Source organism: Citrobacter sp. Marseille-Q3906 (assembly GCF_916618775.1).
Classification (GTDB): domain Bacteria; phylum Pseudomonadota; class Gammaproteobacteria; order Enterobacterales; family Enterobacteriaceae; genus Citrobacter; species Citrobacter murliniae.
Window position 1 is genome coordinate 1,020,267 of the sequence record NZ_CAKAKA010000003.1, and the last position, 15,673, is coordinate 1,035,939.

General features: G+C 51.7%; 10 protein-coding genes. 8 read left to right on the plus strand and 2 right to left on the minus strand.

What is annotated here, in order from left to right; all coding sequences use genetic code 11:
* The 3 genes from LG384_RS22195 to LG384_RS22205 all read left to right on the plus strand — a co-directional run bounded on the left by LG384_RS22195 (nucleotide 1) and on the right by LG384_RS22205 (nucleotide 3,923).
* Nucleotides 1-1,341: an enolase C-terminal domain-like protein gene (locus LG384_RS22195; RefSeq protein ID WP_045446886.1), complete on the plus strand. Its 1,341-nt coding sequence runs from the start codon at nucleotides 1-3 to the stop codon at nucleotides 1,339-1,341.
* A 20-nt stretch (nucleotides 1,342-1,361) separates the two neighbouring features.
* Nucleotides 1,362-2,702, plus strand: coding sequence for a glucarate dehydratase (gene gudD, locus LG384_RS22200; protein ID WP_045446883.1), 1,341 nt, complete (start codon nucleotides 1,362-1,364; stop codon nucleotides 2,700-2,702).
* A 78-nt stretch (nucleotides 2,703-2,780) separates the two neighbouring features.
* Nucleotides 2,781-3,923 carry a glycerate kinase gene (locus tag LG384_RS22205; RefSeq protein ID WP_225761537.1) on the plus strand — a complete coding sequence of 381 codons (1,143 nt, stop codon included), beginning with the start codon at nucleotides 2,781-2,783 and terminating at the stop codon, nucleotides 3,921-3,923.
* 80 nt (nucleotides 3,924-4,003) lie between these two features.
* Here the strand turns inward: LG384_RS22205 and barA are convergent, their stop codons facing one another.
* Nucleotides 4,004-6,760, minus strand: coding sequence for a two-component sensor histidine kinase BarA (gene barA, locus LG384_RS22210; protein ID WP_045446877.1), 2,757 nt, complete (start codon nucleotides 6,758-6,760; stop codon nucleotides 4,004-4,006).
* Between the two features lie 57 nt (nucleotides 6,761-6,817).
* Here barA and rlmD point away from each other — a divergent pair, with 57 nt between their 5' ends.
* The 5 genes from rlmD to eno all read left to right on the plus strand — a co-directional run bounded on the left by rlmD (nucleotide 6,818) and on the right by eno (nucleotide 14,633).
* Nucleotides 6,818-8,116, plus strand: coding sequence for a 23S rRNA (uracil(1939)-C(5))-methyltransferase RlmD (rlmD, locus tag LG384_RS22215; protein WP_225761538.1), 1,299 nt, complete (start codon nucleotides 6,818-6,820; stop codon nucleotides 8,114-8,116).
* Nucleotides 8,117-8,241: 125 nt separating this feature from the next.
* A complete protein-coding gene (gene relA / locus LG384_RS22220; protein WP_045446871.1) occupies nucleotides 8,242-10,476 on the plus strand; it encodes a GTP diphosphokinase in 2,235 nt (744 codons plus the stop codon).
* Nucleotides 10,477-10,593: 117 nt separating this feature from the next.
* A complete protein-coding gene (gene mazG / locus LG384_RS22225; protein ID WP_048220657.1) occupies nucleotides 10,594-11,385 on the plus strand; it encodes a nucleoside triphosphate pyrophosphohydrolase in 792 nt (263 codons plus the stop codon).
* A gap of 224 nt (nucleotides 11,386-11,609) precedes the next feature.
* On the plus strand, nucleotides 11,610-13,247 hold the full coding sequence (gene pyrG, locus LG384_RS22230; RefSeq protein WP_045446865.1) for a glutamine hydrolyzing CTP synthase: 1,638 nt from the start codon (nucleotides 11,610-11,612) through the stop codon (nucleotides 13,245-13,247).
* Between the two features lie 87 nt (nucleotides 13,248-13,334).
* Nucleotides 13,335-14,633 (plus strand): phosphopyruvate hydratase, encoded by a 1,299-nt coding sequence (eno, locus tag LG384_RS22235; protein ID WP_045446862.1) that lies wholly within the window; start codon nucleotides 13,335-13,337, stop codon nucleotides 14,631-14,633.
* A 54-nt stretch (nucleotides 14,634-14,687) separates the two neighbouring features.
* Here the strand turns inward: eno and LG384_RS22240 are convergent, their stop codons facing one another.
* The gene (locus LG384_RS22240) at nucleotides 14,688-15,512 is read right to left on the minus strand and encodes a MurR/RpiR family transcriptional regulator (RefSeq protein ID WP_225761539.1); all 825 of its coding nucleotides are present in this window, start codon (nucleotides 15,510-15,512) and stop codon (nucleotides 14,688-14,690) included.
* Nucleotides 15,513-15,673 lie beyond the last annotated feature (161 nt).

Consider the following 15,673-nt stretch of genomic DNA (forward strand, 5'->3'; position numbering starts at 1 on the left):
ATGACAACACAATCGAGTCCCGTAATTACCGACATGAAGGTCATCCCGGTGGCCGGGCATGACAGCATGCTGCTTAATATTGGCGGCGCGCACAACGCACATTTTACCCGCAACATCGTCGTTCTCACCGACAACGCCGGGAATACCGGCGTCGGTGAAGCGCCGGGCGGGGAAGTGATTTATCAGACGCTGGTAGACGCCATCCCGATGGTATTGGGCAAGGAGGTCGCCCGGCTGAATAAAGTGGTCCAGCAGGTACATAAAGGAAATCAGGCGGCTGACTTTGACACCTTTGGTAAAGGCGCCTGGACCTTTGAGCTGCGAGTCAACGCGGTGGCGGCGCTGGAAGCTGCGCTGTTGGATCTGCTGGGCAAAGCGCTCAATGTACCGGTCTGCGAACTGTTAGGGCCGGGTAAACAGCGCGACGCGGTGACCGTACTTGGCTATTTGTTCTATGTCGGTGATCGCACAAAGACCGATTTACCGTATCTGGAAAGTACTCCGGGTAATCATGAATGGTATCACCTGCGCCACCAGCAAGCGATGAACAGCGATGCGGTAGTACGTCTGGCAGAAGCGTCGCAGGATCGCTACGGTTTTAAAGATTTCAAACTCAAAGGCGGTGTGCTGCCAGGTGAGCAGGAAATTGAAACCGCACGTGCGCTGAAAAAACGCTTCCCAGACGCACGTATTACGGTCGATCCCAACGGTGCCTGGCTACTGGATGAAGCTATCTCGCTGTGTAAAGGGTTGAATGATGTTCTGACCTACGCGGAAGACCCATGTGGTGCGGAACAAGGGTTCTCTGGTCGCGAAGTGATGGCGGAGTTCCGTCGTGCGACGGGACTGCCTGTCGCGACTAATATGATCGCTACCAACTGGCGTGAAATGGGTCATGCAGTGATGCTCAACTCTGTGGATATTCCGCTGGCCGATCCGCACTTCTGGACGCTTTCTGGCGCGGTGCGCGTGGCACAGTTGTGCGATGACTGGGGCCTGACCTGGGGTTGCCACTCGAATAACCACTTCGATATATCGCTGGCGATGTTTACCCATGTTGGTGCTGCTGCACCGGGCAATCCGACGGCTATCGACACGCACTGGATCTGGCAGGAGGGTGATTGCCGCCTGACTAAAAATCCACTGGAAATTAAGAACGGAAAAATTGCTGTTCCGGACGCCCCCGGACTGGGTGTGGAACTGGACTGGGATCAGGTACAAAAAGCACATGAAGCGTATAAGGCGTTGCCCGGTGGCGCGCGTAATGACGCAGGCCCGATGCAGTATTTGATCCCCGGATGGACTTTTGACCGTAAACGTCCCGTTTTCGGCCGTCACTGATTTTGAATAAGGACACAATGATGAGTACACAATTTACTACCCCAGTCGTTACCGCTATGCAGGTTATTCCGGTTGCGGGTCACGACAGCATGCTGATGAATCTGAGCGGCGCGCATGCCCCATTCTTCACGCGTAATATTGTGATTATCAAAGATAACTCCGGCCATACTGGCGTCGGTGAAATTCCCGGTGGCGAGAAAATTCGCAAAACCCTGGAAGATGCGATCCCGCTGGTAGTCGGCAAAGCGCTTGGCGAATATAAAAATGTGCTGAATGCCGTACGCAATACATTTGCCGATCGCGATGCCGGTGGGCGTGGTTTGCAGACCTTCGATCTACGTACCACTATTCACGTTGTTACCGGGATCGAAGCAGCAATGCTGGATCTGCTGGGTCAGCATCTGGGGGTAAACGTGGCCTCTTTGCTGGGCGATGGTCAGCAGCGTAGCGAAGTCGAAATGCTTGGTTATCTGTTCTTTGTTGGCAACCGTAAAGCGACGCCGTTGCCGTATCAGAGCCAGCAGGATGAGCAATGTGACTGGTATCGTCTGCGTCATGAAGAGGCGATGACTCCGGATGCAGTGGTAAGACTGGCAGAAGCGGCGTATGAAAAATATGGTTTCAATGACTTCAAACTGAAAGGCGGTGTGCTGGCAGGGGAAGAAGAGGCTGAATCTATTGTTGCGTTGGCGAAACGCTTCCCACAGGCGCGCGTGACGCTGGATCCAAACGGTGCCTGGTCGCTCAATGAAGCGATCAAAATCGGTAAATACCTGAAAGGCTCGCTGGCCTATGCCGAAGATCCGTGTGGGGCAGAGCAAGGCTTCTCCGGGCGTGAAGTGATGGCAGAATTCCGTCGCGCTACCGGACTGCCGACGGCGACCAATATGATCGCGACCGACTGGCGTCAAATGGGGCATACGCTGTCTCTGCAATCCGTTGATATTCCGCTGGCGGATCCGCATTTTTGGACTATGCAGGGTTCCGTACGCGTGGCGCAGATGTGCCATGAGTTTGGCCTGACATGGGGCTCTCACTCCAATAACCACTTTGATATTTCGCTGGCGATGTTTACCCATGTAGCAGCGGCGGCACCGGGTAAAATTACGGCTATCGACACTCACTGGATCTGGCAGGAAGGCAACCAGCGTCTGACCAAAGAGCCGTTTGAAATTAAAGGTGGCATGGTGCAGGTACCTGCGAAACCGGGGCTGGGCGTGGAACTCGATATGGATCAAGTAATGAAAGCGCACGAACTGTACCAGAAACATGGACTGGGGGCGCGTGACGATGCGATGGGAATGCAGTATCTGATCCCGAACTGGACCTTTGATAATAAACGCCCATGCATGGTGCGCTAAGCGTTATGCCGGTTCTGACAGGAACCGGCACTTCTCCTGTTGTATGCTTAACACCGTCAACATGCGTAAGGATGCTTTATGAAAATAGTGATCGCACCGGACTCCTATAAGGAAAGTTTGAGTGCGCTTGAGGTGGCAACTGCCATTGAGCAGGGGTTTCGTGAAATTTGGCCTGATGCTGATTACGTAAAAATCCCGCTTGCTGATGGTGGCGAGGGAACGGTTGAAGCAATGGTTGCTGCAACGGCAGGTCGCCTTGTTCATGTTGATGTTACTGGTCCTCTGGGAAGCAATGTTCAGGCATTTTATGGCTTATCGGGGGATGCACGTTCCGCGTTTATTGAGATGGCAGCAGCCAGTGGACTGGAGCTGGTGCCACCGGGTTCACGTAACCCGCTAAAAACGACCTCCTGGGGTACCGGAGAGCTGATACGTCATGCGCTGGATGCGGGGGTTGAGCATATCATCATCGGGATTGGTGGTAGTGCAACAAACGATGGTGGTGCCGGTATGGTACAGGCCCTGGGGGCAAGATTACTGGATGAGCAGAATAACGACATTGCACAGGGCGGTATGGGCCTGGAAGCGCTCGCCAGGATTGATATCTCTCAGTTAGACGCACGTCTTGCCGAGTGTCGCATCGAAGTGGCATGTGATGTGACCAACCCGCTTACTGGTAAAGAGGGGGCCTCTGCGGTATTTGGTCCGCAAAAAGGGGCTACACCCGAAGTGATTGCGCGTTTGGATCAGGCGCTAACGCACTATGCGCATTTGATTGACCGCGATCTGAATGTTGAGGTGTTCGAGCTGGCTGGCGGCGGTGCTGCCGGTGGCATGGGGGCTGCGCTGTATGCGTTTTGTGGCGCTCAGTTACGTTGTGGCATAGAGATCGTAACCGATGCGTTACACCTTGATGACTGCGTCGCAGATGCGGATTTAGTGGTGACCGGCGAAGGGCGTATCGACAGCCAGACGATTCATGGCAAAGTGCCGGTCGGTGTGGCAAACGTTGCAAAGCGTTACAATAAGCCCGTCATTGGTATTGCGGGTAGTCTGACACCGGATGTTGGTGTGGTGCATGAGCATGGTATCGATGCTGTTTTTAGCGTGATTTTTACCATTTGTACGCTGGACGAGGCGCTGGATAATGCGAGCGAAAATGTACGGATGACGGCGCGAAATGTGGCTGCAACGCTTAAAGTAGGGCAACAATTACGTTGAATTATTGGGCCGGATAAGGTGTTTACGCCGCTATCCGGCGATTTACCCGGCGGCACTAAGCTCGCCGGGTAGTTAAACCGTTATCCCAACATCTTCTTCGCTTCTCGCGCGACGTTATCCATTTCATCAAGAAGCTCTAAAAATTCAGGTTCCAGATCTTCTTCTTTGGTGCCACTGCGCAACTGCTGCTCAATGAGCTGGCACAGATTCTTCATACGGGGAACGCCGCTATAGCCGCAGCTGCCGTGCAGTTTGTGAATCAAATCCACCAGGCCTTCGGGATTTTCACCTACCAGTTGTTCTTCAATTTTGTTACGAACCTCAGGCAGGAAATCGATCAGCATTTGCAGCATATCGCGCGCCAGATCGTTTTTCCCTGCGGCTTGTCTTAATGCCAGTTGCCAGTCGAGCGTGGTGTTCGGGTTGACGACTGGCTCAAGGGGTTCAACGGCAATCGCCCGGGTCAACGCAACTGCTCCGGGCTTGTAGCGTAACAGCAGATTATGCAGCTTATCTTCTTCGATTGGCTTCGCCAGATAATCGTTCATTCCGGCACTGAGTAGCTTCTCTTTTTGACCGGCCATGGCGTGTGCCGTTACGGCAATAACTGGCGTCTGTTGCTGATGAGGAAGTTGATGGATCAGTTCACAAGCGCGTATACCGTCCATATCCGGCATCTGAATATCCATCAGAATCAGATCAAACTGCATCTGCTTGGCGCGATCTACTGCCTGATGTCCGCTGTCACACAGTTCGACGTGCTGCACCTTATCTTCCAGCAATGCGCCGATCAGTTTGAGGTTCGCCGGATTGTCATCCACAGCCATGACGGTCATGGCAATTTTACTCTCATCCATCAGCAGCAGCTCTGCGCTTTGATTCAGATGACAATACTCCGTGAGTGCAGGCAGCAAGCGGGTTGAGGTAAGTGGTTTTAACAGACACGCCGCAGCGCCGCCTTGTTTTAATTTCTCCGCGTTAATTTGCGCATGGCAAGGAAGCGCCAGTAACAGGAAATCTGACATCGCTGCAGCGCTTGCCAGTCGCTCATGCTGCATGGTGAGCGGTTCACGGAAAGTAACGGGTACGCCGAGTAGCAAAATATCGTAATGATCCGCTGGCAGCGCGGAGAATGACGGGCTGTAAATCACCTCCAGCGGTGTTTCACTTAATATATCCAATGTGCATTGTGCTGCAGTGGCATTGGGTTCAACGTAGGCCAGCCGTTTACCGACCAGGCAACGGGTTGGTGAGCGTTCACTGAGAACGTTAGGATTGAGATCGAGACTGATATGAAACCAGAAAGTGGAGCCGCGATTCGGCTGGCTATGGAACGAAATATCCCCACCCATTTCGTTAACCAGTTTTTGTGTAATCACCAGCCCCAGCCCGGTGCCACCGTGGCGTCGTGAAATACTGGCATCCGCCTGGCGGAAGGCCTGGAACAGACGGGACTGATCTCGTTCCGGAATACCAATGCCGGTATCGCGGATTTGTACTTCGATTTGTACCTTGGTATTACTGAGGGAGCGTTTCTCGACCAGAATGTCGATATTACCGCTCTCGGTAAATTTGATGGCATTCCCGACCAGATTGGTAATGACCTGCTGTAAGCGCAGCGGATCGCCGATTACATTGTCTGGCACATCATTCTTAATATTAAGCGTCAGCTCAAGCCCTTTATCATGGGATGAGTGTGCCAGAAGTGTTACGACATCATCCAGCGTACTGCGCAGAGGAAAGGGGATACTTTCCAGGATCAGCTTACCTGCTTCCAGTTTGGAGAAGTCGAGAACGTCATTGATGATAGCCAACAGATTGTTGGCAGAGCGCTCAATCGTATTCAGGTGATCCCGTTGCGTGGTGTTTAACTCAGTTTTTAACGTCAGGCGTGTAAAACCAATGACGCCATTAAGCGGCGTACGCAGTTCATGCGACATGTTTGCCAGAAACTCAGATTTAATGCGCGCAGCTTCCTGGGCGCGCTTCTTCGCCAGATCCAGTTCGACGTTCTGAATCTCCATCTGCTCCAGTGTTTCACGTAGGTCGGAGGTGGCCTGATCAATGTTGTGCTGCATCTCTTCATGATAGGCGGCGAGAGACATCGCCATTGAGTTGATGCCATTCTTCAGCATATCCAGCTCACCCAACATAAATCCTTCTACCCGGCTGTCGAGTTGCCCTCTTCGTATACGGTCGACGGTATTCACCATGTTGCGGATAGGCCCGGTGACGTCACGCATCAGACGCCAGCCGAAAATTAACGCAATACCAATACAAAACAGCATCATAACGCTGGAGATGAAGATCTCTTTGTACTGTTGTAGCCGCACTGATTTGAGGTCTAACTCAAGTGCCACGTATCCCAGCATGTTTTTCGTATTTTTCGCATCGCTAATGGCAGATTCATCCGGAGAATAGCTTTCCGATATAATAGGGGTACGCAGGATCATGATATCCCCGAGCCGGGTAACGCTCAGCTTGCGGGGAAACGGCTCGCCGGTAGCAAGCTGCATTTCCGATGGATCGAGATGAAAGTTTGATGTGACGAACAATCGGTTATTTTCGTCATAGACAGAAATTGCCCGCACGATATCGGAATGGCGGCGGTGCAGCACGCTGATAAGCTGGCCGATGGATTCCCGATTTTGCAAGTTCATGCCATATTCGCTGGAGACAGCAAGTGGCTCAATGATGCTGGCACCCGCGTCTTCCAGTTGACGCTGCAAGTCGTTATAGCGGTGCACAACAAAAAAGATACTTAGCAGCAAACCAATCAGGACGGTCGGGGCCAGGATCAGAATCATCATGCGAGCGCGCAGGCTGTAGTTGGTCATGGAGTTCCGTTATGGGACAATTAGGGTCACACTGTTAAATAGAGAAATATCTCGTCGATGGCGCAATTCTACTCTGCAAAGCGACGCGTGACGACGCGTCAGATCATAACCGTTACTGTCAATGACCTCGATCCTTTTGGTCAGGGCGTAGCTCGCCATAACGGGAAGGCCCTGTTTATACCGGAATTATTGCCCCAGGAAAGCGCCGAGGTCGTAATAACCGAAGATAAAAAACAGTTTGCCCGAGCGCAAGTCAAACGTCGCTTAAACGACAGTTTGGATCGTGAAGTGCCACGTTGCCCACATTTCGGTGTGTGTGGCGGCTGCCAGCAGCAGCATGCAAGCATTCATCTGCAGCAGCGAAGTAAAAGTGCGGCGCTGTCACGTTTGATGAAATGTGAGGTTTCAGAAGTCATTTCTGGCACTCCGTGGGGTTATCGTCGTCGGGCGCGTTTAAGTCTGAACTATCGACCCAAAGAACAGCAGTTGCAGATGGGATTTCGTCAATCCGGCTCCAGCGACATTATCGATGTGAAGCAATGCCCTGTTTTGGTGCCCCAACTTGAGGCGCTGCTGCCCGACATCAGGGCGTGCCTGGAGAGTTTGCAAGGGCTTCGGCATCTTGGTCATGTTGAACTGGTGCAGGCGGGTAACGGCACCCTGATGATTTTGCGGCATACGGCACCACTAAGTGCAGCCGATAAAGAAAAACTGGAATGCTTTTCGCATTCCCAGGGACTGTCTTTGTTTCTGGCTCCACAAAGCGAGATACTTGAATCAATCTCAGGGGAATCGCCCTGGTACGACTCAAATGGACTACGTTTAACCTTCAGCCCGCGTGATTTTATCCAGGTCAATGAAGGGGTGAACCAACAAATGGTGGCCCGGGCACTGGAATGGCTGGATGTGCAGCCTGAGGATCGCGTGCTCGATCTGTTCTGCGGTATGGGGAATTTTACGCTGCCGCTGGCAGCACGAGCTGCAAGTGTGGTGGGGGTTGAAGGTGTGCCTGCGCTGGTGGAAAAAGGCCGGGAAAATGCACTGAATAATGGATTACACAATGTGACATTCTTTCATGAAAACCTTGAGGAAGATGTCACCAGGCAGCCGTGGGCGAAAAATGGGTTCGATAAAGTCCTTCTCGATCCTGCGCGTGCGGGGGCTGCAGGCGTGATGCAACATATTATAAAATTAAAACCTGGTCGCGTTGTTTATGTATCCTGTAATCCTGCTACGCTGGCTCGTGACAGCGAAGCGTTACTTAACGCGGGATATGCCATTCAACGACTGGCGATGCTCGATATGTTCCCGCACACTGGACATCTGGAATCAATGGTCCTGTTTGAGCGTTTGTAATAAATATTTTACCCGATGAATTTCGGGTTGCATTGAGTCTGTCAGAAGCCAACAAAAATGCAGCCTGAAAGACAGTGGGTATGGCTTGTCGACTTCGACAGGCCTGGCCCCTTAAGGAGAGGACGATGGTTGCGGTAAGAAGTGCACATATAAATAAAGCTGGTGAGTTTGATCCAAAGAAATGGATCGCGAGTCTCGGGATCTCCAGCCAGCAGTCGTGTGAACGCTTAGCCGAAACCTGGGCGTACTGCCTGCAGCAAACACAGGGGCATCCGGATGCGGATCTGTTGCTGTGGCGTGGTGTGGAAATGGTGGAAATACTCTCTATGTTGAGTATGGATATCGACACACTGCGGGCTGCAATGCTGTTTCCTCTGGCGGATGCCAGCGTGGTTAGCGAAGATACTCTGCGTGAAAGCGTAGGCACGTCTATCGTCAATCTTATCCACGGTGTACGCGATATGGCGGCGATCCGCCAGCTTAAAGCAACGCATACCGACTCAGTCTCATCAGAACAGGTCGATAACGTCCGTCGCATGTTGTTGGCAATGGTGGACGACTTCCGCTGTGTGGTCATCAAACTGGCAGAACGTATTGCGCACCTGCGTGAAGTGAAAGACGCACCGGAAGATGAACGTGTACTGGCGGCAAAAGAGTGCACCAATATCTATGCTCCGCTGGCCAACCGTTTAGGGATCGGGCAGTTAAAATGGGAGCTGGAAGATTACTGCTTCCGCTATCTGCATCCGGAAGAATACAAGCGCATTGCCAAATTGCTGCATGAGCGCCGCATCGATCGCGAACACTACATTGATGAGTTCGTCGGACATTTGCGCTCTGAAATGAAAATTGAAGGCGTTAAAGCGGAAGTGTACGGTCGCCCGAAACATATTTACAGCATCTGGCGCAAAATGCAGAAAAAGCAGTTGGCTTTTGATGAATTGTTCGATGTGCGCGCCGTGCGTATCGTGGCGGAACGTCTGCAGGACTGCTATGCCGCGCTCGGGATTGTTCATACCCACTATCGCCATCTGCCTGATGAGTTTGATGACTACGTCGCGAATCCGAAACCTAACGGTTACCAGTCAATCCATACGGTTGTGCTGGGGCCAGGCGGTAAAACCATTGAAATCCAGATCCGTACTAAACAGATGCACGAAGATGCGGAGCTGGGCGTCGCAGCGCACTGGAAGTACAAAGAGGGCACCGCGTCAGGTGCGGCTCGCTCCGGTCATGAAGATCGGATTGCGTGGCTACGTAAGCTGATCGCCTGGCAGGAAGAGATGGCGGATTCCGGCGAAATGCTGGACGAAGTGCGCAGCCAGGTCTTTGACGATCGGGTTTATGTCTTTACGCCAAAAGGCGATGTCGTGGACTTACCCGCTGGCTCCACGCCGCTTGATTTTGCCTATCACATTCACAGTGATGTGGGACACCGTTGTATTGGTGCCAAAATTGGTGGACGCATCGTGCCGTTTACCTACCAGCTACAAATGGGTGATCAAATTGAAATTATCACCCAGAAGCAGCCAAACCCAAGTCGTGACTGGCTGAACCCTAACCTGGGTTATGTGACTACCAGTCGTGGCCGCTCGAAAATTCATGCCTGGTTCCGTAAACAAGACAGGGACAAGAATATTCTGGCCGGAAGACAGATCCTCGATGACGAGCTGGCGCATTTGGGCATTAGTCTGAAAGAGGCTGAAAAACACCTGCTTCCGCGTTACAACTTCAACGAACTTGAGGAACTGCTGGCTGCGATTGGTGGGGGAGATATCCGCCTCAACCAGATGGTGAACTTCCTGCAATCGCAGTTTAATAAGCCGAGTGCAGCCGAACAAGATGCGGCGGCGCTGAAACAGCTTCAGCAGAAAACGCATGCGCCGCAAAGCCGTCGTAAAGATGATGGTCGCGTCGTGGTTGAAGGGGTTGGAAACCTGATGCATCACATCGCTCGCTGCTGCCAGCCGATCCCTGGCGATGAGATCGTTGGATTTATCACCCAGGGGCGTGGTATTTCCGTACACCGGGCCGATTGCGAACAACTGGTGGAGCTGCGCTCACATGCGCCGGAACGAATTGTCGACGCGGTGTGGGGCGAGAGTTATTCTGCCGGGTATTCGCTGGTTGTCCGTGTTCAGGCCAACGATCGTAGCGGCTTATTGCGCGATATCACTACCATTCTGGCTAACGAGAAGGTGAACGTGCTGGGTGTTGCCAGCCGTAGTGATACTAAACAGCAGCTTGCCACTATCGATATGACCATCGAAATTTATAACCTGCAGGTGCTCGGGCGCGTACTCGGCAAGCTCAATCAGGTACCCGATGTGATCGACGCGCGTCGTTTACACGGTGGATAATTTTTCTTCGTAGGCCTGATAAGACGCAATGGCGTCACCATCAGGCATCATGAAAGCGCCGGATGGCGACGTAAGTCTTATCCGGCCTGTCTATTGAATCGTTTTCAGGATCTTCACATGAATCAAATCGACCGACTGCTCGGTATTATGCAGCGCCTGCGCGACCCGGAAAACGGCTGTCCGTGGGATAAAGAGCAGACTTTCGCCACTATTGCCCCTTACACTCTCGAAGAAACTTATGAAGTTCTCGATGCCATTGCGCGTGAAGACTTCGACGATCTGCGCGGAGAACTGGGCGATCTGCTGTTTCAGGTGGTGTTTTACGCCCAAATGGCGCAGGAAGAAGGACGTTTCAATTTTGATGATATCTGTGCTGCTATCAGCGATAAGCTCGAGCGTCGTCATCCGCATGTATTTGCCGATGTTTCTGCCAGCAACAGTACAGAGGTACTAACCCGCTGGGAGCAAATAAAAAGCGAAGAGCGTGCAGAGAAAGCGCAGCATTCCGCGCTTGATGATATTCCTCGCAGCTTACCAGCATTAATGCGCGCGCAAAAAATCCAGAAACGTTGCTCAAATGTTGGTTTCGACTGGAAGACGCTAGGACCGGTTGTCGATAAGGTTTACGAAGAGATCGACGAAGTGATGTTCGAAGCGAAGCAGGCCGTTGTCGACCAGGCTAAACTGGAGGAGGAAATGGGGGATTTGCTGTTTGCGACGGTCAATATGGCGCGTCATTTAGGCACTAAAGCAGAGACTGCATTACAAAAAGCCAACGAGAAATTTGAACGACGTTTTCGTGAAGTTGAACGAATTGTTGCTGAACGAGGTCTGGAAATGACTGGAGTTGATCTGGAAACTATGGAAGAAGTCTGGCAACAGGTAAAACGCCAGGAAATTGATCTCTAAAGGATTTCGTCGGTCAAGGGCGATTTGTGTGATTTTTTAAATAACAAGCGATTGATTTACGTCAAAAACATTTACCCCAAAGGGGCTATTTTCTCACTCCCGATGTTAATGTGAGCCTGGTGAAGAGGAGGAATAATGAAAGTTTGTGGCGCTCGTCATGTTCGGGTATACTACTTTCCCGTCTTGGTTATTCCATCGTTTCACCCTAACTTCTCAGGTCCAGCATGACAACGAACTATATTTTTGTGACCGGCGGGGTCGTATCCTCTCTGGGTAAAGGCATTGCCGCAGCCTCCCTGGCAGCCATTCTTGAGGCACGTGGCCTCAACGTGACCATGATGAAACTGGATCCGTATATCAACGTTGATCCAGGTACTATGAGTCCAATCCAACACGGGGAAGTGTTCGTTACTGAAGACGGCGCTGAAACCGACCTGGACCTGGGTCACTACGAGCGTTTCATTCGTACCAAAATGACTCGCCGCAATAACTTCACTACCGGGCGTATCTACTCCGATGTCCTGCGCAAAGAGCGCCGTGGCGACTATCTGGGCGCAACCGTACAGGTTATTCCACACATCACTAACGCGATTAAAGAGCGCGTCCTTGCCGGTGGCGAAGGTCATGATGTGGTGCTGGTTGAAATCGGTGGTACGGTCGGTGATATCGAATCTCTGCCGTTCCTGGAAGCGATTCGTCAGTTGGCGGTGGATATTGGTCGTGAGCACGCGCTGTTCATGCACCTGACCCTGGTTCCTTATTTGGCGGCGGCAGGTGAAGTCAAAACTAAACCGACTCAGCACTCCGTAAAAGAACTGCTTTCCATCGGTATTCAGCCAGATATTCTGATCTGTCGTTCAGATCGCGCGGTTCCGGCCAACGAACGTGCAAAAATTGCATTGTTCTGTAATGTGCCAGAAAAAGCCGTTATTTCAATGAAAGATGTCGATTCTATTTATAAAATTCCAGGCCTGTTGAAATCTCAGGGGCTGGACGATTATATTTGTAAACGATTCAGCTTGAACTGTCCGGAAGCAAATCTGTCAGAATGGGAACAGGTTATCTACGAAGAAGCTAATCCGGCAGGTGAAGTGACTATCGGTATGGTTGGCAAGTATATTGAACTGCCGGATGCCTATAAGTCAGTGATCGAAGCGCTGAAGCACGGTGGTTTGAAGAATCGTGTCACCGTTAACATCAAGCTGATTGATTCGCAGGATGTCGAAACACGTGGTGTTGAGATCCTGAAAGGTCTCGATGCAATCCTGATCCCTGGCGGCTTCGGCTACCGTGGTGTTGAAGGTAAAATCGCGACAGCGCGCTTTGCGCGTGAGAACAATATTCCTTATCTGGGAATTTGCCTGGGTATGCAGGTTGCGTTGATTGAGTTTGCACGTAACGTAGCGGGGATGGACAACGCCAACTCTACGGAATTTGTGCCAGACTGTAAGTACCCGGTGGTGGCCCTGATTACCGAATGGCGTGATGAAGACGGCAACGTCGAGGTCCGTTCCGAGAAGAGCGATCTGGGGGGCACTATGCGCCTTGGCGCGCAGCAGTGTCAGTTGGACGACGAGAGTCTGGTACGTCAACTGTACGGCACGCCGACAATTGTTGAACGCCATCGTCACCGCTACGAAGTCAACAATATGCTGTTGAAACAAATTGAAGCTGCGGGTCTGCGTGTTGCAGGCCGTTCCGGTGATGATCAGTTGGTCGAGATCATTGAGGTACCGAATCATCCGTGGTTCGTGGCCTGCCAGTTCCACCCGGAATTTACTTCCACGCCGCGTGATGGACACCCGCTGTTCGCAGGCTTTGTGAAAGCCGCTAGTGAACATCAGAAGCGTCAGGCGAAGTAAGAAGTAGAAAAGTTAGAACGGCAATGCACCCACACGGGTGCATTGTTTGTCTGGAGTTTTAGTTTAACTTGTACTGAGGAAAATCTAATGTCCAAAATCGTTAAAATCATCGGTCGTGAAATCATCGACTCCCGTGGTAACCCGACTGTTGAAGCCGAAGTACACCTGGAAGGTGGTTTCGTTGGTATGGCAGCAGCTCCGTCAGGTGCTTCTACTGGTTCCCGCGAAGCACTGGAACTGCGCGATGGCGACAAATCCCGTTTCATGGGTAAAGGCGTAACCAAAGCTGTTGCAGCGGTTAACGGCCCGATTGCTCAGGCTCTGCTGGGTAAAGATGCTAAAGATCAGGCTGGCATCGACAAGATCATGATCGATCTGGACGGTACTGAAAACAAATCTAACTTCGGTGCAAACGCCATCCTGGCTGTGTCCCTGGCTAACGCCAAAGCAGCAGCTGCTGCTAAAGGCCTGCCGCTGTATGCACATATCGCTGAACTGAACGGTACTCCGGGCAAATACTCCATGCCGGTTCCGATGATGAACATCATCAACGGTGGTGAGCACGCTGACAACAACGTCGACATCCAGGAATTCATGATTCAGCCGGTTGGCGCAAAAACTCTGAAAGAAGCCGTACGTATGGGCTCTGAAGTGTTCCACAACCTGGCTAAAGTTCTGAAAGCGAAAGGCATGAACACTGCAGTTGGCGACGAAGGCGGCTACGCGCCGAACCTGGGTTCCAACGCTGAAGCTCTGGCTGTAATCGCTGAAGCTGTTAAAGCCGCTGGTTACGAGCTGGGTAAAGACATCACCCTGGCGATGGACTGCGCAGCATCTGAATTCTACAAAGACGGTAAATACGTTCTGGCTGGCGAAGGCAACAAAGCATTCACCTCCGAAGAATTCACTCACTTCCTGGAAGAACTGACCAAACAGTACCCGATCGTGTCCATCGAAGATGGTCTGGACGAGTCTGACTGGGACGGTTTCGCATACCAGACCAAAGTTCTGGGCGACAAAATCCAGCTGGTTGGTGACGATCTGTTCGTAACTAACACCAAGATCCTGAAAGAAGGCATCGAAAAAGGCATCGTTAACTCCATCCTGATCAAATTCAACCAGATCGGTTCTCTGACCGAAACTCTGGCTGCGATCAAAATGGCGAAAGACGCTGGCTACACTGCTGTCATCTCTCACCGTTCTGGCGAAACTGAAGACGCTACCATCGCTGACCTGGCTGTTGGTACCGCTGCAGGCCAGATCAAAACCGGTTCTATGAGCCGTTCTGACCGCGTTGCTAAATACAACCAGCTGATTCGTATCGAAGAAGCTCTGGGTGAGCAAGCGCCGTACAACGGTCGTAAAGAGATCAAAGGCCAGGCTTAATCCTGTTCTTTAGCTCTTAACGTAAAACCCGCTTCGGCGGGTTTTTTTATGTCTTTAAAGTAGCAGTGGCAGAGTCGCACTGGCGGTTTGCTGACTGACATCGCTGTACTGTTTATCCAACGCAATAAGTGATGTGGTGAGCAATTCAATTAATAGCATTACGCCCACTTTTGCATTCAGCGCCCCGGCGCTCAGCGGTCCTTCGGGTTTGGCTGCAACCAGTTGGATATCACTCAGAGAAGCCAGCGGACTGCGCGGCGTATTGCTCAGCGACAGTACAGGGACGCCGTGTGTACGCGCAAGTTTAACCACATGCAGCAGATCGCGAGTGGAACCTGAACTGGAAATTGCCACCACCAGCGAGTTTTTGGAAAGCGTTGTGGCATTCATGGCGGCACGATGCATGTCGCTGAACAGTTGTGCGGGCTTGCCAAGGCGCAAAAGTTTATAATGTAGATATTCCCCCAGAATCGCACTGGCCGCCACGCCATAAATCTGTACCGACTGCGCCTGGTGCAGTGCGAGGGCTGCTGCTTCCAGTAATGTTCTGTCGAGTAATTTTGCTGTGTCCTGCAACGCCTGAACGGATTCATTGACCACGTTGTCAATCTCATCGCCGCTGTGTTCTACGGGCTGTCCGTGCTGGAGATCAAGTGCCAGCGCCATCTTAAATTCGTTATATCCCTTACATCCCAGCGTGCGGCACAGGCGCGTGACGCTTGCCTCGCTGGTGTCGCTTTCGCGAGCCAGCTCGGTAATCGTCAGATAGACAACTTTCGCCGGATCGCTCAGCACAAACTCACCCAGCTTCTGTTGTGTCCGGCTATATCCGTCTACACCCTGGCGCAATCTCAGCAGCAGGTTTTCATTTTCTGACATGCAAAATCCTTAATACGTTTCTCTGTCGATAGTGTGGCGGAAAGCTGGGGAGAGATGCCAGACATTTTAAAAAAGTATGATCGACTTCCTGGTTTTTGATGGTAATTTTCATTTATTAAATTAATTATGGTAAAAATTTTCATCAACAATCAGGAGAAATG

Bases quoted from the DNA above. Each gene is read 5' to 3' on its own strand.
- LG384_RS22195 (WP_045446886.1), top strand. From the start codon at position 1: ATGACAACACAATCGAGTCCCGTAATTACCGACATGAAGGTCATCCCG.
- mazG (WP_048220657.1), top strand. From the start codon at position 10,594: ATGAATCAAATCGACCGACTGCTCGGTATTATGCAGCGCCTGCGCGAC.
- relA (WP_045446871.1), top strand. From the start codon at position 8,242: ATGGTTGCGGTAAGAAGTGCACATATAAATAAAGCTGGTGAGTTTGAT.
- gudD (WP_045446883.1), top strand. From the start codon at position 1,362: ATGAGTACACAATTTACTACCCCAGTCGTTACCGCTATGCAGGTTATT.
- barA (WP_045446877.1), bottom strand. From the start codon at position 6,760: ATGACCAACTACAGCCTGCGCGCTCGCATGATGATTCTGATCCTGGCC.
- pyrG (WP_045446865.1), top strand. From the start codon at position 11,610: ATGACAACGAACTATATTTTTGTGACCGGCGGGGTCGTATCCTCTCTG.
- LG384_RS22205 (WP_225761537.1), top strand. From the start codon at position 2,781: ATGAAAATAGTGATCGCACCGGACTCCTATAAGGAAAGTTTGAGTGCG.
- eno (WP_045446862.1), top strand. From the start codon at position 13,335: ATGTCCAAAATCGTTAAAATCATCGGTCGTGAAATCATCGACTCCCGT.
- LG384_RS22240 (WP_225761539.1), bottom strand. From the start codon at position 15,512: ATGTCAGAAAATGAAAACCTGCTGCTGAGATTGCGCCAGGGTGTAGAC.
- rlmD (WP_225761538.1), top strand. From the start codon at position 6,818: ATGGCGCAATTCTACTCTGCAAAGCGACGCGTGACGACGCGTCAGATC.